Consider the following 25,492-nt stretch of genomic DNA (forward strand, 5'->3'; position numbering starts at 1 on the left):
CCCAACCTTATCTTTTCGCGCAGTCGACATGCGATCATGGCCGACGTGCTCGACGACGACGAACTCGACCGTCAGCTTCCCGAAGGGTGGGAGCGCGACGGCGACGAAATCGTCCGCGTCTACGAGTTCGAGGACTATCTCGACGGCGTCACCTTCGCGACGAGCGTCGCGGAGGTTGCCGACGAGGAGTTTCACCACCCCGAGATTCGCATCCGGTACGACGAGGTGGAGGTGCGGCTGACGAGTCACGAAGCGGGTGGCATCACCGAGACGGATATCCGGCTGGCCAACCTGTTCGACAGCGAGCGCTGATGCACGCCGCCTACGTCTTTCGCGTCACGTTCGAACTCGACGCCTCGGGCGTCGTCACCGACCCCGCGACGTTCGAGACGGTGGTTCGAAAGCCCGCCGCCGCACCGGGGACCGAGGGCTGGCGGTTCTTCGAGGAAGTCCTCTGGCGGGGCGAGGCGAGCGACGAGGAACACCTGCGGTCGCTGGCCGAAGACTGGCTTTCGGTCCCCGTCCGAGAGGCGACGTTCAGCGAGTTGCGCGCGGACGAGGCGTATCTCGACGCGCTCCGGGACGCCATCAGCGAGGAGGATGCGTTCGATGACAGCCCCCAGACGGTGTTGCACGCCCATCTCGGAAGTTCCATCCGCGTCGAGTAGGGCGCAACACACTTGTTTGGCGCGCGCGTATCTGAGCGTGAATGGTCGCACACGCCTACGACTTCTGGCTGTTCGACCTCGACGGGACGCTGGTGGACGTCGACCCGGACTACGCGGACGCGGTGTTCGACCGCGTCGGCGACAGGCTCGGCCGCTCCTTCTCGGACCGCGAGGTCGAAGTGCTCTGGCACGGCCTCTCGGGGGAGCGAACCCCCCAGTTGCGCGAGTGGGGTATCGACCCCGAGGCGTTTTGGGCCGCGCTCCACGAGGCCGAGGACCCCGAAGCCCGCGCCGAGGCAACCTTCCTCCACGACGACGCCGAGTTCGTCGCCGAACTCGACCGGCCCGTCGGGCTGGTCACGCACTGTCAGGAGTATCTGGTCGACCCCGTACTCGACAGCCTCGACATCCGCGACTGGTTCGACACCATCGTCTCCTGTACCCACGACGTGGGGTGGAAACCCGACCCCGCGCCGGTGTATCTGGCCATGTCGGATTTGGACGTCGGCGACGACGCCGCGGGCGTCCTCGCGGGCGACGGGCCGAACGACATCGGCGCCGCGTGGAACGCCGGCCTCGACGGTATCCACGTCGAGCGTCACGGCCCGCATCGGCGCGGCCGCTGCGTACTCGGTGACTATCGCGTCGAGTCGTTCGACGAACTGCGGGCGCGCCGCGTCGCGAGCGACTAATCCATCCGAACGAGCACCAACCCGTCGCCGGTCACCACGAGTTCGTGGTCCGCGTAGCCGAATCGAACCTGCACGTCGTCGCGCAGGTCACCGTGGGGCGTTCGGAGGAGTGCCGCGAGGGCGTCGGCGTCGATTGAGCCGTAGAGCGGGTCGAACTCGGCCCCGTCGCGCCCCGTGTACGCCTCGAGAGCGGTGACGATGGTCGTCGCCAAGTCGTCGTCCGGGTCGGCCGCCTCGTAGCGGCCGAGTATCGCCCAGTCGTCGACCACGTCGGCGCCATCGGCGCGCACGCCGACCCGTGGCATCACGTCGGGCACGTCACATGACCCGGTGCCGAACGTCGTGGTGATGCGTTCGAACAGGGCGTCGAGAGGGTCCGACGCGCCTTTCATAACGTATCCCGTCGCCGACGCACGAACGTCGGCGTCGAGTGCGGCTTCGTCCGTCGAGGTGAAGAGGACGACCGGGAGGTCGGGGAAGGCGTCGACGGCGCGCGTGACGAACGGCTCTCCGTCGGCGGCCCGGAACGAATCGCTGACGAGGCAGTCGACATCGCGAGTCGAGAGGAGTTCGAGGCCGGTGCCGGCGTCCGGCGCCGTCAGCCACGTGACGTCGTCGTGAACGGCGGCCCAGTCGCTCGACAGCGAGAGTATGTCCGGGTCGTCATCCACGTGCAACACGACACGCTGGCTCGACACGCGATTCAGTTTGGGACCGACTCACAAATAACCGTTGGCGACGGCGACCGCTCAGGCATCGTAGCCGGAGAGCGACGCGACCACGTCGTCGAGATGGGCGTCAAGCGCGTCGCGCAGGGAATCGACGCCGGGTTTGCCCGTCCGCTCCGGGTCGGCGAGGACGCGGACGGATTCGGTGCCGAGGGGGACGAACCCGCAGTCGAGGGTGTCCGCCGTCGCTCGGAGACCGAGTCCGACATCGGCATCACCCCCGAGTACCTTGTGTGCGGGGCTTTCGAACCCCTTGACCGTGAGGCTGTAGCCGTCGATGTCGTCGGTCAGGTCGCGACGGTCGACACCGCGGTCCACGGCCAAGTCGTCGAGTTCGGCGTCGAGGCTGGCGCGCAGGCCGGCGTCGGTGCCCCGGTTGACGAAGCGCAAGTCGCGGTCGACGAGGTCCGCAAGTCCCGACACGCCGTCCGGGTTGCCGGCGGGGACGACCAGCCCCCACTCGCGGGTCCAGCCGCCGATATCGACGGCGTCGAGGTCACGGTCCGACGGCCCGCTGACGACGGCCACGTCGGGCACGCCGTCGCGGAGTCGACGCCGCCCCTGTCGGCTCCCGACGTCGAGATACCGCGGTCGGGGGACGTAATCGAGGAGTCGGGAGAGCGCGGGGTCGTCCTCGCCGACACCGAGGAGTTCGGGGGGGCGCACGTCGGGCGAGAACAGGTCCACCGTCACTCGCTCGCCGGCGGCGAGATAGGCGGTGTCGGCGTCGACTTCCACGACGCCGTCGGCCTCAACCAGACTCGTCGTCGCGCCGCTGCCCTTGTCGACGGGGTAGACGAGGCGGGTGCCGTCGCCGTCGTCGACGAGGCCGACGGGCATGAGGCGAGTGCGACCCTCGCCGTAGCGCTCTTGCACGGCCATCTCGCCCGCGACGCTCGCCGTCTGGGGTTCGGGAAGCGCCGCCGCGGAGCGAATCGCGGGCGCGACGAAGGCTTGGAAGATGGTGAGCGCGGAGACGGGGTAGCCGGGGAGGCCGACGTACGCGGAGTCGTCGAGTCGGCCCACGAGCATCGGCTTGCCGGGCTTGACCGAGACGCCGTGAAGCAGGAGGTCACCCTCGCTCTCGATGACGCGGTAGATGACGTCGACGGCGCTCGCGGAGGTGGACCCGGAGGAGAGGACGAGGTCACACTCCTCGGCGGCTTCGAGAAGCAGGCGCTCCATCTCGTCGTAGTCGTCGCCGGCGTGGGGGTAGAGCCGCGCTTCGCCCCCTGCCTCCTCGACGCCCGCGGCGATGGTGTAGGAGTTGACGTCGTAAATCTGGCCGGCGTCGCTGTTCAGGTCGCCGCCGGGGCGAACGAGTTCGTCGCCGGTAGAGACGATACCGACGGTGGGCCGGCCGCGGACTGGCACCTCGTCGACGCCGAGCGCCGACAGCAACCCGATTTCTCGCGGCGTGAGGAGCGTGCCGGGGCCGAGCGCGCGCGACCCGGCGGCCACGTCGGCGCCCGCGACCATCACGGCGTCGCCCGGCGCGACCGAGGTTCGGATGGCGATGCCCGCCTCGACTTCGTCGGTGCGCTCGACTTTCACCACGGCGTCGGCACCGGGCGGCATCACCGCACCGGTCGAGATTTCGGCGCAGGTCCCCTCCGTGACGCGCACGTCGGGTTCGGCCCCGGCGTGGACGGCGCCGATTCGGTCGAGGACGACCGGGTCGGCCTCGTCGGCACCGAAGGTGTCGCGGGCGCGGACGGCGTAGCCGTCCATGCTCGCGCGGTCGAACCCCGGCACGTCGAGACCGGCGTCGATTCGCTCGGCGAGGACGCGCCCCCGCGCCTCGTCGAGCGGGACCGTCTCGTCGGCAGGGGAGAGGTCGAGGCTGTCGATGGCGTCGCGCGCCTCGGCGGGCGAGGCGAGGTCACGGAACTCGCGTCGGTCCGTCATCGTTTCCCTCCGACTCCGCTCATGCCGACCACTCCCAGTTCTCGACGGGAACTGTCTCGCCGGCGTCGTACCCCTCGCGCCCCTCGGGGACGACCACCCAGCCATCCGCGAGAGCGACGCTGGAGAGGACGCCCGACCCGCTGGCACGGGTTGGCTCGGCGGTTCGCTCGCCCTCGTCCTCGTGGAGGCGGACGCGGGCGAACGTCCGGGTGCCCGGCTCGCTCGATATCTTTCGCTCCAAGCGCGCCTCGACGGTCGGGTGGGACGGGACGGGCATGTTGCCCGCGCGTTTGAGGACGGGCCGGAGGAACTGGACGGCGTTGATGATGCAGGCGACGGGGTAGCCGGGGAGCATGACGACCGGCGTGTCCTCGACGACGCCGAGTGCGACGGGGTGGCCCGGCTTGAGCGCGACGCCGTGGACGAGCACCTCGCCCAACTCGTCGACGACTTCGGGCGTGTAGTCGCGCTCGCCCACCGACGAGCCGCCGGTAGTGACAACGACGTCTTTCGCCAAGTCGCGCTGGATGGCCGCGCGGATGGCGTTGGGGTCGTCGTCGACGACGTTCCGATAACTGGGGACGCCGCCCCAGCGGTCGGCCAACCGGGAGACAGTCAGCCCGTTCGTCTCGATGACCTCGCCGGGGTCGGGGTCCCGCTGGACGAGTTCCTCGCCCGTCGGAATCACGCCGATGGTGGGTGGTTCGTAGACGCTCACTTGGTCGACGCCGACCGACTTCAGCAGGCCGAGGTCGGAGGGCCGGATTCGGTGGCCGGGTTCGTAGAGTTCGGCGCCTTCGGCGACGTCTTCGCCTACCTCGCCGACGTTCTCCCCCTCGGCGACGGCGTCGAACACTTCGAGTTCGTCGCCGACGCGCTCCGTCTCCTCTATCATGACGACGGCGTCGGCGCCCTCGGGCAGGTCACTCCCGGTGTGGACGCGGACGGCTTCGCCGGGCGTGACTGGCCCCTCGCTCTCGCGGAGGACGGTCGGCGACCGGCCCGTGGCGCCGAAGGTGTCCTCGGCGCGGACGGCGTAGCCGTCCATCGCGGCGCGGTCGTATCCGGGGACGGGCGCGGGCGCGACCACTCGCTCGGCGAGCGTCCGGCCGTCGGCCCGGCCGAGCGCGACGCGCTCGGTTCGGTCGTGTGCCGACACGGCCTCGCAAATCGTCTCGAGAGCCTCGTCGACGCGGGTGCGGTCCTTGAAGCCCGCGTGTTCGAGGTCGTCGTGGCTCATACCCGCCCTTGCGTTCGGGGATACAAAAACCCGTGCTGGCGCGCCGAGGTAGTGTTCAGATACGCAGGTGAAGCTAGGACTACCTCGAAAGCCCCCGGCGTCTCGACTCCCGGGACTCGCTGTCGTTCGAAAGAGTGCAACGCACTCTTTCGTGATGACGAGAGAGCTTCGCTCTCTCGAACCACGCTCCTCACTGCGTTGCGGTGCTTGCTTCGTCCGGGTACGCCGAGACGCCGGCCCCTTTCAGTCCCACCCTGTGGCGGCCGTCCGGCCAGCCGATGCGGGCGGGACTGAAAGGGGCGACTCGTCATCGGGCGGCTTCGCCGCCCGATTGCCCGAGGGAGCTTCGCACCCTCGCTGCTGGAGGAAGGCGGGCGTTCACGGCGGCGAAGCCGCCGTGAGCTCGGGAGAGCTTCGCTCTCCCGGTGACGCAAGCACGCGAGCAAAGCGAGCGCGCGCAGCGAGCCCCCCGACTCCAGCGAGTCGGGGCTTTCGAGGTGTCTTTAGTCCGAGTGCACTAGTCTGAACAGTATCCGCGTCGACGGTGTCTCACACACCGCGGCCTTTTTCGACACCCGGACCGTACGGGCGGGCATGTCAGCACTGCGGGACGCGCTTCGGGACCTCCCCGAAGCGGTGTTCGCGGACTTGCTCGAGAGCGACGACGCGTACCTACTCGTCATCGACCTGCCCGGTGCCACGTCCGAGACGGTCGATACGCGAATCGAGAAGGGACGGCTCTTCATCGAAGCGCGCCGCGAGAAGGAACTGCCCACGTCGTTCGAGTACGTGCGCGAGGACCGCCCGCTCTTTCTCGACGCCGAACTCCCCCTGCCGCCGGACGCGACGGGCGCCGGCGCCGAAGGGTCGATGGAGCGTGGCGTTCTCGAACTCCGTCTCCCGAAGTACGAGGCCGCACCGGAACAGTCCATCCCCATCGAGGACGCGTAAGCCGGGGTGGTCACGCTGGTCAATCTCCGTGCCTACTGGCGGTTCGTGCGCGTCATCCACCAGTTCCTCCCGCTCCTGCTCACGTACGCCCGCGACCGACGGAAGTATCTCGTCGTCGGCGGGTCGCGGGCGGTCAGTCCCGACACACAGCGGGAGCGAGCGGACCGTCTCCTCACCTCGCTGCTCACGCTCGGGCCGACGTTCATCAAACTCGGGCAACTGCTGTCGACGCGGCCGGACGTCCTCCCACCCGCGTACATCGAGGTGCTGAGCAGTCTGCAAGACGACGTGCCGCCGGCGCCGTGGGACGACACCAAACCTGTCCTCGAAGACGAGGTGGGGCCGGTCGACGAGGTGTTCGACGACTTCGACCGCGACGCCATCAGCGGCGCGAGTCTCGGGCAGGTGTATCACGCCACCTACGAGGGCGAGGAAGTGGCTATCAAGGTGCGTCGCCCCGGCGTCGAGGCACTCGTCGAGGCGGACCTGCGCGCACTCAAGTGGCTCCTGCCCGTCCTCCTGCGCTTTACCGACGAGGCGCGGCGCTTCTCGCTGTCGAATCTCGCCGACGAGTTCGACACGACCATCCGACAGGAGATGGATTACAGCCGGGAGCGGCGGATGCTCGACGAGATTCGCGAGAACTTCGCGGGCAACGACCGCATCCGCATCCCGCAGGCGGAACCCGACCTCTCCGGCGAGCGCGTGTTGACGATGGAGTATCTCTCGGGCGTCAAAATCAACGACGTGGACGCCCTCGACGAACGGGGGTTAGACCGGAGCGAACTCGCCGAGAGCCTCCAGCGCATCTATCTCCAGATGATAATCGAGGACGGCGTCTTCCACGCCGACCCGCATCCCGGCAATCTAGCCGTCGACGAGGACGGCGCGATTATCTTCTACGACTTCGGGATGAGTGGGCGCGTCGACGCGTTCTTCCAGGACAAAATCGTCGAGTTCTACGTCGCCATCGCGAATCAGGACATCGACGGCATCCTCGACGCGATGGTGGAGATGGGGACGCTCAGCCCGAACGCCGACCGCGAGGTGATGGGCAACGTGATGGAACTCGCCATCGCCGACGTTCGGGGCGAGGACCTAGAACAGTACCGCGTCCAGCAGGTCATCCAGCAGGTGGAAGACACCATCTACGAGTTCCCCCTGCGCCTGCCCCGGAACTTCGCGCTCATCCTCCGGGTGGCGACGGTGGTCGAGGGCGTGTGTATCACGCTCGACCCCGATTTCGACTTCATCAGCGTCGCCACCGACTACCTCACCGAACAGGGGTATCGCGAGGAGGGCGTGAAGCAGGCCGTCGAGTCCGCGGGCGACCAGTTCGAGGAGACGATGCGGTCGCTCGTGACCGTCCCCCCGAAACTCGACGAGACGCTGGACCGGGTGAATCGCGACGACCTGACCGTCGAGGTGCGCCTCGACGACGACCACGACGTGTTAGACCAGTTGGCAAAGCGCATCGCCTACAGCATCCTCGTCGCGGTCGGACTGCTCTCGACGGCCATCCTCTACTCGTTCAACGAGACGCCGGAAGCCGCCATCGTCGCCGGCGTCGTGACGATGCCGGTGGGCCTGCTCCTCTATCGGTCGCTCCGGCAGAAACGGGGCGTCAAAGCGCGCCCGCAGTTCACCCGACAGGAGATGCGCCGGCGCCGCGGCGACGAATAGTCGCCAGAGCGCGTTCCAAACCGTTTATACCCCGCCTTCCGCTATCGGACGGTATGGCGCGAGAGCAAAAGCAGGTGCGGGAACTACAGGAGGGGAGCTACGTCATGATGGAAGACTCCCCCTGCAAAATCAATTCGTACAGCACGGCCAAGCCGGGGAAACACGGCAGCGCCAAGGCCCGAATCGAGGGCACGGGCGTCTTCGACGGCAAGAAGCGCTCGCTCAGTCAGCCAGTCGACGCGAAGGTGTGGGTCCCCATCGTCGAACGCAAGGGCGGGCAGGTCGTCTCCGTCTCCGGTGACGACGCCCAGATTATGGACCTCGACACCTTCGAGACGTTCACGATGCGCGTCCCGGAGGACGCCGACCTGTCGCCCGACGACGAAATCGAGTATCTGGAGTACGAAGGCCAGCGGAAAATCGTCTGAGGCCGATGGTCGCGTGTCAGCATCGGCGGGCCGTCCGACCGCCACGGCGACTCGCCGGTGCCCCGCGACACCCTAACTAATGTTTCCCGGTGCAACAGCCGACCGCGAAGCGGCAGAGTACGTCGTCGTCGGCGCACCGCTCGATATCTCGACGACGTTTCAACCCGGCACCCGGTTCGGCCCCGACAGAATCCGGCAGTTCGCCCGGTCGTTCGAGGATTACGACCACCGAACCGACCAGCACTTCTCCGCGCTCGACGTTCACGACGCCGGTGACGTCCACGCTTGGAGCGACGCCGCCGAGTACGTCGAGTATCTCGCGGGCACGCTCCGCGATATCGACGCCGTGCCGCTCCTCCTCGGCGGGGAACACACCGTCACCGTCGCGGGCGTGCGCGCAGTCGACCCCGACCTCTTTGTCTGTCTGGACGCTCATCTCGACCTGCGGACCGAGTTCGACGGCGACCCGTGGAGTCACGCCTGCGTCACACACCGAGCGCTCGACCACGCGGACCACGCGATAGTCGTCGGCGCCCGCGCCGGGAGCGAGGCCGAGTGGGACCGCGCCGACGCGCCGGACGTGACTCTCGTCACGCCCGAGGCAGTCACCGCGAAGGGAGTCGAAGCCGTCCGCGACGCCATCGACGCCGCCGTCGACGACCCCGCCCCGACGACGTATCTGAGCGTCGACATCGACGCCGTCGACCCCGGGTTCGCGCCCGGTACGGGGACGATGGAGCCCGGCGGGCTGTCGGCCCGCGAGGCCCGCGCGGTGGTGCGGGCCGTCGCCCCGGACGTCGACGGCGCCGACGTGGTCGAGGTGAACGACCGCGACGACGGGCAGGCGGCGACGCTGGGCGCGAAACTCCTTCGGGATATCGTCTTCGCACACGCCGAGTCCTAAGGTTACAAATCCGTGCCCCGTGAGGGGGAGGTATGGACCGCAGCGAGTTCGTCGACCGACTTGACGAGCGACTTCGCACCGACGACTACGCCGACGTGGACGCGAGCGCGAACGGATTGCAGGTCGGGCGCGCCGAGGGCGACGTCGAACGCGTCGCCCTCGCCGTCGACGCCGCGGAGGCAACCATCGAGCGAGCGGTCGAGTGCGACGCGGACGTCCTCCTCGTCCACCACGGCCTCGCGTGGGGCGGGTTCGACCGCCTCACCGGCCTCCACTACGACCGTATCGAGCCGCTGGTCGCGAACGACGTGGCGCTCTACGTCTCGCATCTGCCACTCGACGGCCATCAGGAACTCGGTAACGCCGCCGGCGTCGCGGACGTTCTGGGACTGACCGACCGCGACCCCTTCGGCGAGTACGGCCCCGAAGTCATCGGGACGCAGGGGACGGCGCCCGAGGGCTACGGTGTCGAGGAACTGGCCGACCGACTGGACCGAGAACTCGACACCGAGACGCAGGTGCTGCCGTTCGGTCCCGAGACGATTCGAGAAGTGGGTATCGTCACCGGGAGCGGCGTGGACTGGATTGAGGCGGCGGCCGAGGCGGGCCTCGACGCCCTCGTTACGGGCGAGGGGAAACAGCAGGCGTATCACGAAGCGCGGGACCGGGGGCTGAACGTCTTCCTCGCCGGCCACTACGCGACGGAGACGTTCGGCGTCCGCGCACTCGGCCGCCTCGCCGAGGAGTGGGGCGTGGAGACGACGTACATCGACCACCCGACCGGACTCTGACGCCCGACCGCGCCGTTGAAACCTCTGGGGCGCGCAGAACCGAGCAATGAGCGACGATTCGAACGGCCACCACTCGCGCGAGGAGTTCCACGAGGACCCACTCGGCCACGCCGACGTGTGGGCGGGCATGAGCGTCGGTGACCTCGCCACGGAGTACGGCAAGGCCGGCATCGGCGCGGCGGAGATGGGGCGGGCGGTCGACGTGTACGCCGAGATGCTCGGCCGAGACGACGTGACCAACTTCTTCGGCCTCGCGGGCGCGATGGTGCCCGGCGGGATGCGACAGGTGGTGACCGACCTGATTCGCGACGGCCACATCGACGCGCTGGTGACGACGGGCGCGAACCTCACCCACGATTCCATCGAGGCTATCGGGGGCAAACATCACCACGGCCGGACCGCCGACTCCGGCCACGAGCGCGACCACGACGAGCAACTGCGCGACGAGGGCGTCGACCGCATCTACAACGTCTATCTTCCGCAGGAGCATTTCACGCTGTTCGAGAACCACCTCCGAGAGCGCGTCTTCGACGAGTTCGACGGCGTCGTCGCCACCAGCGAGTTCACGCACGCGCTGGGGCGGGCGAATCTCGAAGCCAACGACGAAAACGACGTCTCGGAGGATGCGGGCATCGCCGCCGCGGCCTACGAACACGACGTGCCGGTGTTCGTGCCCGCGATACAGGACTCCGTCCTCGGGATTCAGGCGTGGATGCACTCTCAAGTCTCTGCCTTTACGCTCGACGCCCTCGCGGACCTGACGAACATCACGGACGTCGCCTTCGACGCCGAGAAGGCCGGCGCGACGGTCGTCGGCGGGGGCGTGCCAAAGAACTTCGTCCTCCAGACGATGCTCACCGTCCCCGACGCGTACGACTACGGCGTCCAACTCACGACCGACCCCGCCACGACCGGCGGGCTATCGGGCGCGACACTCGACGAAGCGCGCTCGTGGGGCAAGATGGAGAAGTCGGCGAAAAACGTCACCGTCGTCGGCGACGCGACCATCACGCTCCCCCTCCTCGTGGCGGCGGCCCGGGACCGAATCGAGTGACTGGACAGAAACGCGTTTGAGGCCGGCGGTCGGAGGTGTGAGTGGCCGATGACGAGTGCACCACTCCGAGTCGGGGTGGCTCCCGGTGATGACGAGCCCTATGAGTGCCGAGGCCGACTATTCCGGTCCCGTTATGTATCCTAAAATGGATGGAAATGCCATTAGAGACGAAGTAGAGTTTAATTTTAAGCGTTTCTTCCAAGCCTTCAGGTTACGTACTTGAGCGACTTTTGAGAACGGTCCTCTACAAAGCACCATAGTGACATCTATTTCTCTCCCCGTTCCCGGCGGATTAGGCGCCCTCTTTTTATGACGGCCGCTTGCTCATTGCCTAGAAGTGAACTCCGAAACTGGGGCTGTCTCGGATCTCGGTGGGATGGACCGGAAGCTCGGGCTCGATGCGTTACGTGAGAGTCCCGGGTTTCGCGGGCCGGTTGAGCCGATCGATGACCACGATCACGCAAACGGGCACTTCGCGCTTATCTACGACACGCTCGAAGAGCGACTCGCCGCTACGATTCCGTTCGTTCGACAGGGACTCCGACGGGGAGAAAAGTGTGTTTACGTGGTCGAAGATGCGTCTGAACGAGAGACGATGGTCGACGCGCTCCGGGAATCCGGTGTCGACGTCGACACCTATCTCGATGCGGGGGCGTTAGCGTTCTACACCGTCGAGGAGGTCTATTTCCGGTCGGGATCGTTCGACCCCGATCAGGTGCTCTCGTTTTACAGCGAGTATATCGAGGACGTACTCACGGAGTACGATGCCTTTCGGGTCGTCGCGGGAACGAACTGGATCGACGAAGTCCCCTTCGAGACGTTCATGGAGTACGAGGGACGAGTCAACACCCTCTTCGACGAGCACGACGCGATGGCGATCTGCCACTACGACCGAACAACGCTATCTTCGGACGTGATACGGGACGTCATCCGGACCCACCCACATCTGATCTACGACGACAGCGTCTCGCACAACTTCTACTATACGTCGCCGGAGGAGCTCGTCGACAACGGGAAGAGAAACGAGGCCGACCGCATGCTGCGGACGCTGCAGGATCGAACGAAGGCGAAGACGGAACTGGCCGTACACGAGCGCTTGCTCCGGGACCTGAACGAAATCATGGCCAGCCAGGGCCGCTCCTTCGAGGAGAAGCTGCAGGCGCTGTTCGAACTCGGATGCGAGCGCTTCGACCTCGAACTCGGCGGGGTGAACCGCGTCGACCGCGAGAACGACCGCTTCGAGGTCGAGTATGTCAGCGGCGAGCACGACTTCTTCGAACCTGGGCTCGAACTGCCGCTGTCGGAGACATACTGTCGCGCGCCGTCCGAAACGGTGGCCACGGCGAGCGTGTCGGAACCGGTCGACGACGGCTTCGACGATATCGCCGTCTACGAGGAGCACGGTGCGAAGGCGTATCTCGGGACGTACATCTCGATTTCGGGAGACGAGGATCGGACGCTCGCATTCATCAGCTCGGAACCGCGAGTAGAGCCGTTCTCCGCGGAAGACCGAGCGTATATCGAGATGATGGGACAGTGGGTGAAATACGAACTCGAGCGGAAACAGCGCGAGAAGCGACTCGAACGCTCGAAACAGCGCTTCCAGCGGATTTTCGAGAACAGCCAGGACGCCATTTTCATCGTCGAGCCTCACGGGGACGAAATCCTTGAGGTGAACCCGGCCGGGTGTGAGATGCTGGGATACGACAGAGCGGAGATTCTGTCCCGAGGGCCGTCGGACGTTCACCCCGACGAGATGGAACGCTTTCGCGAGTTCGTCAATACCGTCTTCGAGATGGAGGCCGGATGGACGGACGAACTCACGTGCCTCCGAAGTGACGGTAATCGTATCCCGGTCGAGATGTCGGCGTCGACCATCGAGTACGACGGTCGGGAGTGTATGCTGGCGATCGTTCGGGACATCAGCGAGCGCAAAGAACAGCAGCGTGAACTCGAACGAACCGAGCGGCAGTTCGAAGCGACGTTCAACAACCCTATCTCGTTTATGGGGTTGCTCAATCCGGACGGGACGGTACAGCGGATCAACGAGAACGCCCGCCAGTTCGTCGGCGTCACGAACGAGGACGTCGAGGGCGAGAAGTTCTGGGAGACGCCGTGGTTCACACATTCCGAAACGGTCCGGGAGAACGTCCGGGAGGCTGTCGCCCGTGCCGCTGCGGGCGAGTACGTGCAGGCGGAAATCCCACATCAGGCACCGGATGGCGAGACGATGATCGTCGACGCGATGCTCGAACCCGTTTGTGAAGACGGGGAGGTCAGGACGATTCTCGCCAGCGGCCACGATGTCACCGAGCGCGTTCGACAGGAGCGGGCCCTGCGAGACGCCTACAGTATTATCGCTGATGCCGACCGCTCGTTCGGGGCCAAGATCGACGACCTGCTCGAACTGGGTCGGGAGACACTCGGTGTCGACTACGCGAATCTGTCCCGCGTTTACGAAAACACCGACGAATATGTCTTCGAACGGGTCGCCGCACCCGACGAGGCCGACCTCGAAGCCGGTGATTCGATCCCGCTCGAAGCGACCAACTGCGAGCGTGTCGTCGAGACCAGCGAGAATCTGGTTCTTCGAGATGTCGACAGCGATGCGCCCGAGTTGGCCGACCGCGCGGGCAACGCTGACTGGGGTATCGCCTGCTATCTGGGGACGCCGGTGACGGTCGACAACGAGGTGTACGGCACCTTCTGCTTCCACGATATGGAGACCCACAGCGAGGACTTCTCTGACTGGGAAGTCACGTTCGTAGACCTGCTGAGTGACTGGATCGGCTCCGAACTCGAAAAACAGCGTGACACCGACCGGCTCGACGCACTGAACAACCTCAATGCGGTCGCCCGCGATATCAACCGAGCGCTTGCGGATCAGTCGACGCGCGAGGAAATCGAGCAGGTCGTCTGTGAGCATCTGGCGACATCAGATTCCTACGAGTTCGCGTGGATCGGCGCTGTCGACGAAGATACCGACGGAGTCGTTCCGTCGACTGCTGTCAACACCGACGGCTATCTGGATGAAGTGACTATCACGGCCGACGACAGCGACACGGGACGGGGACCGACCGGTCAGGCCATCCGTACCGGCCAAACACAGGTCTTACAGGACATCGAGAACGACCCGGAGTTCGCTCCGTGGCGTGAATCGGCGAGCAAACGCGGGATCGAGGCCTCGGCGTCAGTTCCGATCACCTACGAGGACCATACGTACGGCGTGTTGAACATCTACTCGGCCCGGACGAACGCCTTCGACGAGGAGGAGCGAGACGTCATCGCCCAGCTCGGGAAGATGATCGGTCTCACAATCGCTGCTGTCGAGAACCAGCGCCGCTACCGGGCGCTCGCGGAGAATATCCCCAACGGATCGGTCGCACTGTTCGACACCGACTGTCGGTACCTGACCGCCGCCGGCACTATATACGACGACCTCTCGATCGCTCCGGATACCCTCGAGGGGAACCGCCTCGACGAGATCGACGCGCTTCCACGGGATCTGGTCTGGACGATGAAAGACGCCATCCAAGTGGCTCTCGACGGCCAGTCTCACACCATCCAGTGCCAGCTTGAGGGGCGGACGTTCGACGTCCAATTCCTCCCGATTCGGGACGACTCCGGCGTGGTTTCGGCCGTAATGTCGCTCATGCAGGACGTCACCGAGCGCGAGGAACGCGAGGCGCAACTCCAGCACGAGCGCGAGCGACTCGAACTGATAAATCGGTTGCTCAGGCACAACCTCCTCAACGGACTGAATGTGGTGGAGGCCCGCCTCGATATTCTCAACGGCCGCGTCGACTACGAGGTCAGCGACCATCTCACCGTCGCGGAAAGCCGAACCGACGAGATGATCGACCTTATCCAGACCTTGCGCTCGCTGACCGAGAAGCTCATCGCCGACGACTACGAACTCGAACCAGTCAATCTCGAAACGACGCTGCAGGACGAACTCGACCGGGCACAGGAATCTTACGAGAGCGCCATCTTCGAGACCAGAGCCGATCTCGCCGACGCGCCGACGGTTCTCGCCGACGACCTGCTGGAGGAGGTGTTCGAAAACCTGCTGGTCAACGCCGTCCGACACAACGACAAGGACGACCCGCAGGTCATCGTCGATATCGACGTCGAGCCGGACACGGCGACCGTTCACTTCATCGACAACGGGCCAGGCATCCCCGAACAGATGCAGGAAACCATCTTCGAGAAAGGACAGAAAGGATTCGAAAGCCCCGGAACCGGGTTCGGGCTCCATCTTGTCCGGGAGATCGTCGACATCTACGACGGCGGTATTACCGTTCAGGACCGCGACCCGACCGGGACGATCTTCTCCATTACGCTGCCCCGAACTGCGGCAGCCGAGTAACCGGCGGGAGAATCCTCTTCGCCTCCGTACACCCCGAGGGATAATATCAAATTTTTAATATTTCATCTGTGTTAGTGTTTATCAGAGTGTCGAGGTCGGTTCCGCGCGGGCGACTCGCAGAATCCGATTACGAAACCCAGCCGACATATTATTCTATCTGGCCGCCCCAGCGGTCGATATGCCCTCCGATGAACTCAGCGAAGAGCGGGTGCGGACCATCGTCCGCGAGGAAGTCGTCGGGACGAGTCGAACGCTGCTGGGACTCGTTTTCTGGACGCTGCTCGCCGTCGTCGCCGTGCTCGTCGGCCTCCAACTGCTCCAGATGGCGCTGTACACGGTCTCTATCCCCGCCATGATTGGGTTGAGTCTGATAGGAGCGCTCGTCGTCGGGGCGAGTCTCTACCTGCTCTACAGCCTCCACTGGACGTAGGCGGGGCGAGGCGGATTCACGCCGAAGCCGTCTCGGCGATGGCGGTTTCCAGACGCGACAGAAAGTCGGGGTCGTACGACTCCTCGGTGTGGTTCACGTTCCACAGTCCGGACCGGCGAATCTGTGGGCTGCGACTGTGGTGGCCGAGCCAGTCGTCCGCTCGGGCGTCGATAGCGGGGGTGTCGACGTTGCTGAGCAGCGCGATAGCGTTTCGCTCGACGACCGCCCGGTCGCTGTCGGTCCCCGGTTCGTCGTCGATGGCTATCCAGAGGACGCGCTGTTCGCGGAGGTAGGCGCTCACGCGCCGTTCGAGGAGATACTCCTCGTCGCGAACGTCGTCCCGGTCGCGCTCGATGGCCGCCCAGCGCGCGTCCCAGTCGGGGTAGTCGTCGTGGAGCGCGTGTTTCTCGATGAGCGCCTCGCCGACGCGCTTGCGATAGACGGAGCCGCGGTGGTTGCCGCCGTGTGGGTGGTCGGCGCTTCGGCTGCCGGTGCCGAAGTGCTGTTTGAGTCGGTCCCAGAGCGACGTGCTACTCCCCGCCGAGACGGCGTGCGTGCCGACGCGAGTGACGCGGTGCTGGCCGGGCGCGTGTGTCTCGCCGGGTTCGAGCAGGAAGTAGACGCCGCGGTCGGGCCAGTCCATGTAGCCAGTGCAGTCCTTGAGCGCTCGCGCCCCGCCGACGCGCTCGTCGAGGTCGGCGAGCAAGTCGTAGAAGCGGTCGAGGTCCTCGGCGCGTGACATGCCCGCTGCTCACGCCGGCGGGTGAAGAAAGCCGGTGTGTTCGTACCCAGCGAAAGTATCGCCCTCACGTGTCGGTTTGGGCATCGAACTAGCGAATAATCGATACAATGGCACGATTAGAAAGAAAAACCCCAGATGTCGAATCGTTCGTTCTTCCAACTAGCCGATAGAGAAAACAGATGGCAACCCTTAACCGTGTACTCGGAGTTTGTGTAATTGCAATGGCAAACGGTAAGGTTGATTTCTTCAACGACACAGGCGGTTACGGTTTCATCGAGACTGAGGATGCTGACGACGACGTTTTCTTCCACATGGAGGACGTTGGTGGTGAGGATCTGACGGAAGGCACCGAAATCGAGTTCGACATCGAACAGGCCCCCAAGGGCCCGCGCGCGACGAACGTCGTTCGCGTTTAAATAGGAGTTGCCCGTCGCCTGAGGCGACGGACTGCACCAACGTTTTTCGTGTCTCCTCGCGACCGGCGCGGGCGACACTACGTTTTCGACGTGTGAGCGACGGGTCTCGCCCGCCGACGCCTACGTCCCTCGCTCGGCAGCGGTGTCGTTCGCGCCCGTGCGCTGAATTACGTATCGCTGGCCGACCATCGGGTCGAGGAGGTCATCGACGGGCGCTCTATCGTCGCGAAGCACCGGCACGTCGTCGGTCGGTGGCGGCTGTCGGTACGACGCTATCTCGGGACTGAGGTCGATACCGATGTCGCGGCGCTCGTTCCGGCGCCGTAACTCGGCGGGCGAGAGTCGGTCCGACCGCTTCGTGGCGACCACCTCGATGTTCTGGACGACGCCGTCCTGTGCCGTCGGGAAGGTGTAGACCTGCGGGTACACCTCCGCCATCGTCGCGTACTCGGCGCGGTAGAACTCGGAAGCGGGGCCGCTGGGCGCGGAGATTAGGTTGGCGAAGAGGACGCCGTCGTCGTCGAGTCGTGACTCGGCGAGGCGCATGAATTCGACGGTGGTCAACTGGAAGGGTACCTTGTCTTTCTTGTACGCGTCGAGGATTATCAGGTCGTAGGTGCGGTTGGTCTCCTGAAGGAACTGCCGCCCACCGGTGTTGTAGACGTTCAGGTTCGGAGACTCTTCGAGGCCGAAATACTCCTTCGACGTCCGAATCACTTCGGGGTCGAGTTCGGCGACATCCACAGTGACGTTGTAGGCGTCGGCGAAGTGTTTCGGGCCGGTGAAGCCGCCGCCGCCGACGAACAGCACCCGGTCCACGTCCTCCGTCATGAGCAACGGGAGATGGAAGGAGCGAGTGTACTCGAAGACGTGGCGGTTCGGCTCGGTGACGTCCATCGCGCTGTGGGGTTGGCCGTCGAGATACAGCGTCCGCACGTCACCGACCTGTGTGACTTCGAGTTCCTGATACGGCGTCTGGGTGTGATAGAGGACGTGGCCGCCGGCGGAGACGCCGAAGGCGCCGCTGAAGCCCGCGGCGACGACGAGGACGGCAACGGCGACGCCCGTGAGCGGCGGGCCGTGCCACTTGGCGTCGCGGACGAGCCAGAGCGCGGTGCCGACGAGCAGGAGGCCGAAGCCGACGCCGATGGATTCGACGCCGAAGGAGGGAATCAGGAAGAAGGTCGTTCCGAACGCGCCGACGATGCTGCCGACGGTGCCGACGGCGTAGACGTGACCGGAGGCTTCGCCGACCCCCTCGCGGTCGGTGAGCTGGGCGGCGTAGGGGCTGACGAACCCGAGGAGGTAGGTCGGCGGCCCGAACAGCAGGGTCACCGCCGGGAGCGAGGCGAACCGGCTGGGAAGCGGGACGGCGCCGGCCATCGAGAGCATCATATCGGCGGCGAAGACGACGAGTGCGACGTAGGCCGCCGTCCCGATGAGGAGCCACGCGAGGCGCTCGTCGGTCGCGCGCCGGGTCGCGCGCTTCCCGCCGAAGTGGTAGCCGAGACTCAGCGCCGCGAGGAAGACGGCGATGATGCTGCCCCACGTGTAGATACTGCTTCCGAACTGCGGCGCGACGATGCGGCCCGCGAGGATTTCGAGGCCCATGCTGGCCACGCCGGAGACGAACACCGCGAGGCCGGGGTCGGAGGGGCGCCACGCCATCCGCGAGCGGAACGTCGACATTCGGTCGGCACTGGGGTCAGCGTTCGGTTAACGCTGCCGGCTGTGAGAGGTGGTGATATCTCGACTCGACCCAGCCGACGACGAACCCATTCAGGAACATGTTCGTGAGAACACTAATCGAAATAACAACATTATTTTTTGGTATGTTCGACGAGTCGAGCGACTCGGTCGACGGAGCGTGTGACAGACGGCGAGTCCTGCAAGCTATCGGTGCGGGTGGCGTCGCCGCCGCCTTCGGGGGGCGGGCAGTCGCTCAGAGCGACGCGGGTCGCGGCCGCGGCGGGGGCGAGAGCAACGCCGGCGTGGACGTAATCGCCCGGCAGACCGAGGGCGTCGTCCACTGGTCGTTGCCGGGGCCGCGACGAATCGACCCGACGGTCTTCGGGACGCCGGAGCGCCCGCGCGCGACAGTCGCGCCGATTCTCGACTTACTCGACGACGGCCCGGTCGCGACGCTACTCGAGGAAGTACCCATTCTGGTCGGGCTTCCACCGGAAGCGCGGGAGACGACCGATGACGAGTCGGCGTACACGCAGACGGCAGTGCCGACGCCGTTCAGCGACGACGTGGTCCGGGTGTCGGGAGAGATGGAGGCGAGATATCGAGACCGGCGCCCCTACGACCTCCCGTCTGAGTACGGCGAGTCGCCCGACGAGGTGTCGTTCGACGTCGAGTTCACGGACCCCGACGGCAACCGCTACACGCTCGATATCCATCACACCATCCAGCCACCGATACCGACGTGGGAGACGGGCGGGGGCGTCGTCACGGATACGTGGATTCACGGCACCACGAGGACGGAGTCGCCGCTGTTGCCCCGGGTCTACACGTACGCGGCATTCTGGGGGCTCTGTGACGTGGTCGTCGAGGGCGACGTTGTCGACGAGAACAAAGTCATCCACGCGATGACGATTGGGAACATGCGAAAGTCGGACGAGTCGCTCGCGCTGCAGTCGGAGATGCCGCTCGCGCCGTCGGAGACGTTCAGCGGGCAGGCCCACCACACTCAGCTGATAGTGCCGCCAATCACCGTCGGCCCGGACGGCCCCATCCACGAGGCGGTCAACACGGCATATCAGCTTCCGAACGGTCACACCCAGCCGTTCATCCACCTCACCTTCGAGGAGGATACCCTCGTGAAAGCGCCCTTCGCGGACTGGTCGTTCCCGGAGCCGGACGAGTGAGGGGCCAGCGTAGCCGTCTCCCGCTGACCGGGTCTTTGCCCCAACTTATTTGCTCTCGTCAGTCGAACGACTGGTACGGCCCGACGCGATGTACGATAACATTCTAATTCCGTTCGACGGGAGCGACGAGGCGATGAAGGGGGCCAACCACGGTATCGGCCTCGCAGCGACGTGTGACGCGACGGTCCACGCGCTCTATGTCATCGACTTACCGGGCGCTCCGCGGACGGTGTATCTCCGGGACGACGAGGACGAGATGCGCGAGCGCTACCGCGAGTACGGGGAGGAGGTCACCGAGGACCTCTGTGAGATGGCGTCCGAGGAGGGCGTCGAGTGTGTCACGGCGATTCGAAGCGGCTCGCCCGGCGAGGAAATCGTCGACTACGCCAAATCGGAGGATATCGACGCTATCGTCCTCGGGAGCGCGTACCGCGGGAAGTTCCGCGCGATTCTCGGGAGTACGGCGGAGAAAGTGGTCCGCACCGCCGAGGTGCCGGTGATTACGGTCCGCCAGAAGATGAACGAGTAGCGTCGAGAGACGTGCACACCGGCTCTCCGTTCTAGTAGGAGTGTTTGAACTCCCAGTGATACTGGCAGTTCGGACAGTTCGCCCACTCGGGGACGCCGAACTCGGGATGGCGCCGTCCGTACTGCATCCCTGACCGACAGACGGGGCAAGTGAGCGCGAGGAGGTCGAGGTCGGTGAATCGGTCTGCCGGCAGGTCGACGCGACAGCGAGGGCAGTCGATAGGTGCGCTGGAGTCGGCCTGCAGAATCTCGTCGCCGCACTCGGGACACCGGAGCGTCGCAGGCGGGCGGTGGGCCCACCCGGTGTCGCCGTCGATGGTCGTCGTGTGCGTCTCGACGCTCGACAGGCGGAACTCGTTTGGGCCGTCGCCGGTCCGGAGGGGTGCGACGAGGCGCGTCCCGAGCCATCTGAGCGACGCGAGGACGTGCCCGGTCGCGGCGCCGAGCGCTCGGACGAAGCCGCGCGACTGGTCGGCCACGCGCAGTTATGGGTGGGGAATCCGCATAAATCGTCGGGCCGGGTCAGTCGCTGCTCGCGGGGTCGTCGCTCTCTTTGATGTCGGTCACCATCTCGTCGCCCGCGGTCACGACGTCGACGTTCTCGTCGTCGGAGAGTTCCTCGATGGATTCGGCGAACTCCTCCGATTCGAGGATTTCGTACTCGTTGCTGAGGCCGAGATAGACGGTGTAACACATCAGACAGAGGATGACGGCGAATGGGAGGCCGGTCGTGATGGCGGCCGTCTGGAGCGCGGTCAGCCCGCCGCCCCAGAGCAGGATGGCGGCGACGAGACCCTCGATGAGCGCCCAGAAGATGCGCTGGGCGCGGGGCACGTCGTGTTTCCCGCCGGAGGTCAGGTGGTCGATGACGAGCGACCCCGAGTCGGAGGACGTGACGAAGAAGGTGACGACGAGTAGCGTCGCCAGAATACCCGATAGCGCCCCGAGCGGGAACTGTTCGAGCATGGCGAACATGGCGACGGTCTGGCCGACCTCGTTGTACGTCGCGAGCGCCGCGCCGTTGCCCTGAATCGAGTTGAAGAGGGCGCTCCCGCCGAACGTCGAGAGCCAGATGGTCGAGAACAGCGCGGGCAACACCAGCACGCCCATGACGAACTCGCGGACGGTCCGCCCCTTCGAGATGCGGGCGATGAACATCCCGACGAAGGGCGACCACGCTATCCACCAGCCCCAGTAGAAGACGGTCCACGCGGTGACGGTGCCACCGCCGGGCGCGAGCGCGCCACGGAAGAACCCGAGTGCGACGATGTTGTTGAGGTAGGCACCGAGGCCTTCGACCCACGTGCCGAGGATGAACACGGTCGGCCCCACGATGAGCAGGAAGCCGAGGAGCGCGAACATCAGATAGAGATTGATGGTGCTCAGGCGCTTGACGCCGCCGTCGAGACCGGCGGCGACGGAGAGCGTCGCGATGAGCGTGATGACCGCGATGAGAGCCACTTGGACGGCGGAGTTGGTGGGGACGGAGGCCACGCCAAGCAGGTCGCCGCCGACGTAGGAGAGGCCGGTGTTAATCTGTGCGACGCCGAGACCGAGCGACGTCGCGAGACCGAACAGCGTCGCGAACACCGTCACGAGGTCGATGATGTGGCCCGGCCAGCCGTAGATTCGGTCACCGAGCAGGGGCCAGAAGATAGACCGGAACGTCAGCGGCAGGCCCCGGTTGAACGAGAAGAACGCGAGGCCGAGGCCGACGAGGCCGTAAATCGCCCACGGGTGAAGCCCCCAGTGGAAGAACGTCTGGGCCATGGCCGCAGAGCCCGCCGCGCCAGTTTCGGGCTGGGCCGACCAGAAGCCGGGGACGTTCTGGAAGTAGTACAGCGGTTCGGAGACGCTGAAGAACATGAGACCGATACCCATGCCGGCGCTGAACAGCATGGCCATCCACGAGAAGTCGCTGAACTCCTTCTCGGCCTCGACGCCGCCAATCTTGATTTTGCCGTACTTGCTGAACGCGAAGTACAGGAGCACGAGGATAAAGAGGTTCACCGACAGGAGGTAGAACCAGCCGAAGTTGTCCCCGATGAAGTTGAACAGGCCAGTGTACACCGACGAGGCCTGCTCGCCGAGAAGCAGCGTAACGCCGATGAACAGCCCGATTAGCACCAGCGCCACCGGGAAGACGACCGGATGGATGTCAAAGCCCAGCGCCTGAATGTTGGTATCGCCGGGTTCGCGGTCGGACTCGGGGTGGAACAGGTCCACCTGCAGTCCCTCGGACATCTCGCCGGACCGCTCGTCTGAATCAGCCATGCCATACCCCCATCCGCCGATGATCGATAGGTCGATGTCGGTGTATCATGTGCGTATCTGTTGGTCGGTTTGCGGCCGCTGGTCGCGCACTGCGAGGCGAGTTACCATTGCCACGTGCATCGGTACCGATGCCCGTGACAGAGGGACACATAGTTCTACTCATTGTTTCAAATAAAGTTTGGTGTCAGCTTATCGCAATATTTTCGACCGGCCGGGGTCGAACAGCGGTTCGTCGCGTACCGTCGCGTCGTACGTCTCTCCCTCACAGCGAATCTGGACGGCGGTGCCCGCCTCCGCGTACTCGGTGGGCAGGTAGGCGTAGGCGATTGACTCGCCGATGCTGTAGCCGTAGTCGCCGGCGACGACGTAGCCGAGCGCCGACCCGTCCGAGAGGACGGGGCGCCCGCCGAGAACGGCGTCCGAGGAGTCGTCGAGCGTCATCGGGACGAGTTTGGTGTCGGGGCCTTCCTGCTGGATGTCGACGAGTGCGTCCCGGCCGACGAAGTCGGTGTCCATGTCGACGGCAAAGGAGAGGCCGGCGGCGAAGGGGTCGCTGTCGGTGTCGAGGTCGGTCCCCCAGAGCCGGTACCCCTTCTCCAACCGCATCGATTCGAGCGCGCCACCGCCCATCGGACGCACGTCGAGGTCCTGCCCCGCCTCCCACAGCGTCTCCCAGAGACGGCCGCCGTACTCCGTCGGCGCCCACAGTTCCCAGCCGAGTTCGCCCACGTACGACACGCGGAGCGCGAGGACGGGCACGTCGCCGACGTAGAGTTGCTTCGCGCTGAAGTAGGGGAACGATTCGGCAGTGACGTCGGCGTCCGTCACGCGCTGGAGGAGGAGCCGGGACTTCGGCCCCCACAGACCGACCGTCGCCCGCGACCCCTCCTCGACGGTGACCGACACCGTCTCGGGCGCGTGTTTCTGCAGCCAGCCGCCGTGAATCCCCGGCGAGTTGCCGCCGCCGGTCGTCACGACGAACTCGTCGGGCGCGAGGCGAACGACGGTCACGTCGCCGAGGACGGTGCCACCCTCGTTACAGAGCAGGGAGTAGCGAACCCGTCCGGGGTCGATGTCGACGTCGTTCGTACACATCCGCTGGAGGAACGCCGCGGCGTCGTCGCCCTCGACGACGATGGAACTGAACGACGTCATGTCGTACATCGAGACGTGTTCGCGGGTGTGGAGGTGTTCGGCGCCCTCGATGGGCGAGCGATTCACCCCCTGCCAGCCCTCCTGCTCCGGGATGCGGTCGGCGTAGCGGTCGACCAAGTCGGCGTTGGACTCGTACCACTGCGGCGTCTCCCAGCCGCCGGACTGGTAGAACTCCGCGCCGAGGTCCTGCTGGTGGTGATAGAACGGGCTCCGCCGGAGCGTCCGGTGGTCGTCCGGCTGCCACCCCGGTTCGACGATGCTGTACACCTGCCGATACCGGGTTGCCCCCCGGTCGACGAAGTAGTCCGGACTGCCGGCGTGAGGCTCGAAGCGGTCGACGTGAATCCCGCCCACCTCGACGGGACCGGAGGGGAGTTTCGGGGTTCCCGTCTCCATCCACTCGGCGAGAACCTTGCCGTACCCTCCGGAGTGAGTCCACCAAATGGCGAGCGCCGTCCACAGGTCGTCCACCGCCTCCGGTTCGCCGAGGACGGGCATCCCGTCGGGCGTGAACACGAAGATGCCGTTCTCTCGCGTTTCGAGGTTCGTCTCCGCGGTGACCGGGAGCAGTTCCTCGAACGCTCGCTTGGGCGAGGTGTCGCGGTCGGGGTGGGTGGCGCGCTCCCAGTGGTCGTCCGTGAAGTCCCGGACCGACGCCTGCCGCTTCTCGGTGTTCGTCCCCATCTTCCGGGGGTCGACGGTCAGCGCCTCGTGGTTGTACGACCCGAGACCGAGGGCGTCGCCGTGGGTGCGGAAGTAAAGCGAGTGGTCCTGGTCGCGACCCACCGGGCGAGAGGGAGGTTGGCTCATGGCGTCGGCGATGCTGTGGTCGCCGGGCACGTCCATGTCCGCGGTGTCGACGCGGGGCGCGACCGCCTCCCCCGCCAGTTCGTCGAGGGGTTCGGTGACGGCGTACTGGTGCTGAACGGGGGCGATGGGAAGGTCGAGTCCCGCCATCTGGCCGGTCTGATACCCCCAGTTGTTGGTGGCGAGGACACAGCGCCCACACTCGATGCGCCCGCGGTCGGTTTCGACGGCGGTGATTTCGCCGCCCGAGACGTCGAGGTCCGTCACAGTGGTGTGGCCGTAGAAGTCGGCGTCGGACTGCTCGATGTACCACTGGAGGGCGGCGACGCCGTCCACCCGCCCGTCGGTCGGCGAGTAGTAGCCGCCGAGGATTTCGTCCTCGTCGACGAGGGGCAGGTAGTCGGCCACCTCCGCAGGCGAGAGGAGTTGAGGGTCGGGGAGGCCGTACGCCGTCGCGTGTTCGACCCGTCGCTGGAGGAAGTCCATGCGCTCCTCGGAGCGAGCGACTTCGATACCACCGACTTCGTCGTAGACGCCGGCGTCGGAGAGGAGCCGCGACGTGTAGTGAGCCGTCTTCGTCATCAGTTTCGACGGCGACGTTTGGAACATGATGCCCGGGGCGTGAGTCGACGACCCGCCCGTGACCGGGAGCGGTCCTTGGTCGACGACGACGATGTCCTCGGCCCCTAACTCGGAGAGGTGGTAGGCGACGCTACACCCGACGGCCCCGGCTCCGACGACGACGGTTGCCGCGGACGACGGGAGTGTGCTATCGGCACTCATGGGGGAAGTATCTCGCCGACCGATGCAAAAGCCCCTAGGTTGCTCACCTGTGGTGTTTAAACGAGGCG

General features: G+C 65.8%; 22 protein-coding genes. 14 read left to right on the forward strand and 8 right to left on the reverse strand.

All coding sequences use genetic code 11. The features are described 5' to 3' along the window. The first annotated feature begins 36 nt into the window (after positions 1-36). Genes ACQUSQ_RS10835 through ACQUSQ_RS10845 form a run of 3 tightly spaced genes read left to right on the forward strand, consistent with a single transcriptional unit; the run spans position 37 to position 1,360 of the window. A complete protein-coding gene (locus ACQUSQ_RS10835) occupies positions 37-312 on the forward strand; it encodes a 4a-hydroxytetrahydrobiopterin dehydratase (RefSeq protein WP_435069066.1) in 276 nt (91 codons plus the stop codon). After that, on the forward strand, positions 312-668 hold the full coding sequence (lwrS, locus tag ACQUSQ_RS10840; RefSeq protein ID WP_435069067.1) for an LWR-salt protein: 357 nt from the start codon (positions 312-314) through the stop codon (positions 666-668). The genes ACQUSQ_RS10835 and lwrS overlap by 1 nt, the downstream gene beginning before the upstream one ends. 41 nt (positions 669-709) lie before the next feature. Beyond that, positions 710-1,360 (forward strand): HAD family hydrolase, encoded by a 651-nt coding sequence (locus ACQUSQ_RS10845; RefSeq protein ID WP_435069069.1) that lies wholly within the window; start codon positions 710-712, stop codon positions 1,358-1,360. Here the strand turns inward: ACQUSQ_RS10845 and ACQUSQ_RS10850 are convergent. The 3 genes from ACQUSQ_RS10850 to ACQUSQ_RS10860 are packed head-to-tail and all read right to left on the reverse strand — an operon-like array spanning position 1,357 to position 5,236. After that, positions 1,357-2,058 (reverse strand): HalOD1 output domain-containing protein, encoded by a 702-nt coding sequence (locus tag ACQUSQ_RS10850; RefSeq protein WP_435069071.1) that lies wholly within the window; start codon positions 2,056-2,058, stop codon positions 1,357-1,359. The two genes, ACQUSQ_RS10845 and ACQUSQ_RS10850, sit on opposite strands and share 4 nt — an antisense overlap. 51 nt (positions 2,059-2,109) lie before the next feature. After that, the gene (locus ACQUSQ_RS10855) at positions 2,110-3,996 is read right to left on the reverse strand and encodes a molybdopterin biosynthesis protein (protein WP_435069073.1); all 1,887 of its coding nucleotides are present in this window, start codon (positions 3,994-3,996) and stop codon (positions 2,110-2,112) included. 19 nt (positions 3,997-4,015) lie between these two features. Next, positions 4,016-5,236, reverse strand: coding sequence for a molybdopterin molybdotransferase MoeA (locus ACQUSQ_RS10860; protein WP_435069074.1), 1,221 nt, complete (start codon positions 5,234-5,236; stop codon positions 4,016-4,018). A gap of 594 nt (positions 5,237-5,830) precedes the next feature. Between ACQUSQ_RS10860 and ACQUSQ_RS10865 the strand changes: the two genes are divergently transcribed. The 8 genes from ACQUSQ_RS10865 to ACQUSQ_RS10900 all read left to right on the forward strand — a co-directional run bounded on the left by ACQUSQ_RS10865 (position 5,831) and on the right by ACQUSQ_RS10900 (position 15,846). Next, positions 5,831-6,187, forward strand: coding sequence for an Hsp20/alpha crystallin family protein (locus ACQUSQ_RS10865; RefSeq protein ID WP_435069077.1), 357 nt, complete (start codon positions 5,831-5,833; stop codon positions 6,185-6,187). Positions 6,188-6,193: 6 nt separating this feature from the next. After that, on the forward strand, positions 6,194-7,870 hold the full coding sequence (locus ACQUSQ_RS10870) for an ABC1 kinase family protein (protein ID WP_435069079.1): 1,677 nt from the start codon (positions 6,194-6,196) through the stop codon (positions 7,868-7,870). Positions 7,871-7,923: 53 nt separating this feature from the next. Continuing rightward, entirely contained in the window at positions 7,924-8,298 is a 375-nt protein-coding gene (locus ACQUSQ_RS10875; protein WP_435069080.1) for a translation initiation factor IF-5A, read from the forward strand. Positions 8,299-8,377: 79 nt separating this feature from the next. Then, positions 8,378-9,202, forward strand: a complete 825-nt coding sequence (gene speB, locus ACQUSQ_RS10880; RefSeq protein ID WP_435069082.1) for an agmatinase — start codon at positions 8,378-8,380, stop codon at positions 9,200-9,202. Between the two features lie 32 nt (positions 9,203-9,234). After that, on the forward strand, positions 9,235-9,993 hold the full coding sequence (locus ACQUSQ_RS10885) for a Nif3-like dinuclear metal center hexameric protein (RefSeq protein ID WP_435069084.1): 759 nt from the start codon (positions 9,235-9,237) through the stop codon (positions 9,991-9,993). Positions 9,994-10,039: 46 nt separating this feature from the next. Further along, positions 10,040-11,047: a deoxyhypusine synthase gene (locus ACQUSQ_RS10890; protein WP_435069086.1), complete on the forward strand. Its 1,008-nt coding sequence runs from the start codon at positions 10,040-10,042 to the stop codon at positions 11,045-11,047. Positions 11,048-11,423: 376 nt separating this feature from the next. Then, complete coding sequence (locus ACQUSQ_RS10895) at positions 11,424-15,416, forward strand: PAS domain S-box protein (RefSeq protein ID WP_435069180.1); 3,993 nt, start codon at positions 11,424-11,426, stop codon at positions 15,414-15,416. 178 nt (positions 15,417-15,594) lie between these two features. Beyond that, positions 15,595-15,846: a hypothetical protein gene (locus tag ACQUSQ_RS10900; protein WP_435069088.1), complete on the forward strand. Its 252-nt coding sequence runs from the start codon at positions 15,595-15,597 to the stop codon at positions 15,844-15,846. Positions 15,847-15,862: 16 nt separating this feature from the next. On the opposite strand, the gene ACQUSQ_RS10905 is transcribed toward ACQUSQ_RS10900, so the two are convergent. Beyond that, positions 15,863-16,588 carry a hypothetical protein gene (locus tag ACQUSQ_RS10905; protein WP_435069090.1) on the reverse strand — a complete coding sequence of 242 codons (726 nt, stop codon included), beginning with the start codon at positions 16,586-16,588 and terminating at the stop codon, positions 15,863-15,865. A 221-nt stretch (positions 16,589-16,809) separates the two neighbouring features. Between ACQUSQ_RS10905 and ACQUSQ_RS10910 the strand changes: the two genes are divergently transcribed. Further along, positions 16,810-17,004: a cold-shock protein gene (locus tag ACQUSQ_RS10910; protein ID WP_049937282.1), complete on the forward strand. Its 195-nt coding sequence runs from the start codon at positions 16,810-16,812 to the stop codon at positions 17,002-17,004. 120 nt (positions 17,005-17,124) lie between these two features. Here the strand turns inward: ACQUSQ_RS10910 and ACQUSQ_RS10915 are convergent, their stop codons facing one another. Then, a complete protein-coding gene (locus tag ACQUSQ_RS10915; RefSeq protein WP_435069094.1) occupies positions 17,125-18,693 on the reverse strand; it encodes a spermidine synthase in 1,569 nt (522 codons plus the stop codon). A gap of 143 nt (positions 18,694-18,836) precedes the next feature. Here ACQUSQ_RS10915 and ACQUSQ_RS10920 point away from each other — a divergent pair, with 143 nt between their 5' ends. Continuing rightward, positions 18,837-19,877, forward strand: coding sequence for a hypothetical protein (locus tag ACQUSQ_RS10920; RefSeq protein ID WP_435069096.1), 1,041 nt, complete (start codon positions 18,837-18,839; stop codon positions 19,875-19,877). Positions 19,878-19,965: 88 nt separating this feature from the next. Further along, entirely contained in the window at positions 19,966-20,406 is a 441-nt protein-coding gene (locus ACQUSQ_RS10925; RefSeq protein ID WP_435069098.1) for a universal stress protein, read from the forward strand. Between the two features lie 31 nt (positions 20,407-20,437). On the opposite strand, the gene ACQUSQ_RS10930 is transcribed toward ACQUSQ_RS10925, so the two are convergent. The 3 genes from ACQUSQ_RS10930 to ACQUSQ_RS10940 form a co-directional block, all read right to left on the reverse strand. Continuing rightward, a complete protein-coding gene (locus ACQUSQ_RS10930; protein ID WP_435069099.1) occupies positions 20,438-20,884 on the reverse strand; it encodes a hypothetical protein in 447 nt (148 codons plus the stop codon). Between the two features lie 43 nt (positions 20,885-20,927). Further along, a complete protein-coding gene (locus ACQUSQ_RS10935) occupies positions 20,928-22,679 on the reverse strand; it encodes a BCCT family transporter (protein WP_435069101.1) in 1,752 nt (583 codons plus the stop codon). Between the two features lie 189 nt (positions 22,680-22,868). Next, entirely contained in the window at positions 22,869-25,424 is a 2,556-nt protein-coding gene (locus ACQUSQ_RS10940; RefSeq protein ID WP_435069103.1) for a GcvT family protein, read from the reverse strand. Positions 25,425-25,492: the final 68 nt, after the last annotated feature.

This window comes from Haloplanus sp. C73 (genome assembly GCF_051195115.1).
GTDB lineage: Archaea > Halobacteriota > Halobacteria > Halobacteriales > Haloferacaceae > Haloplanus.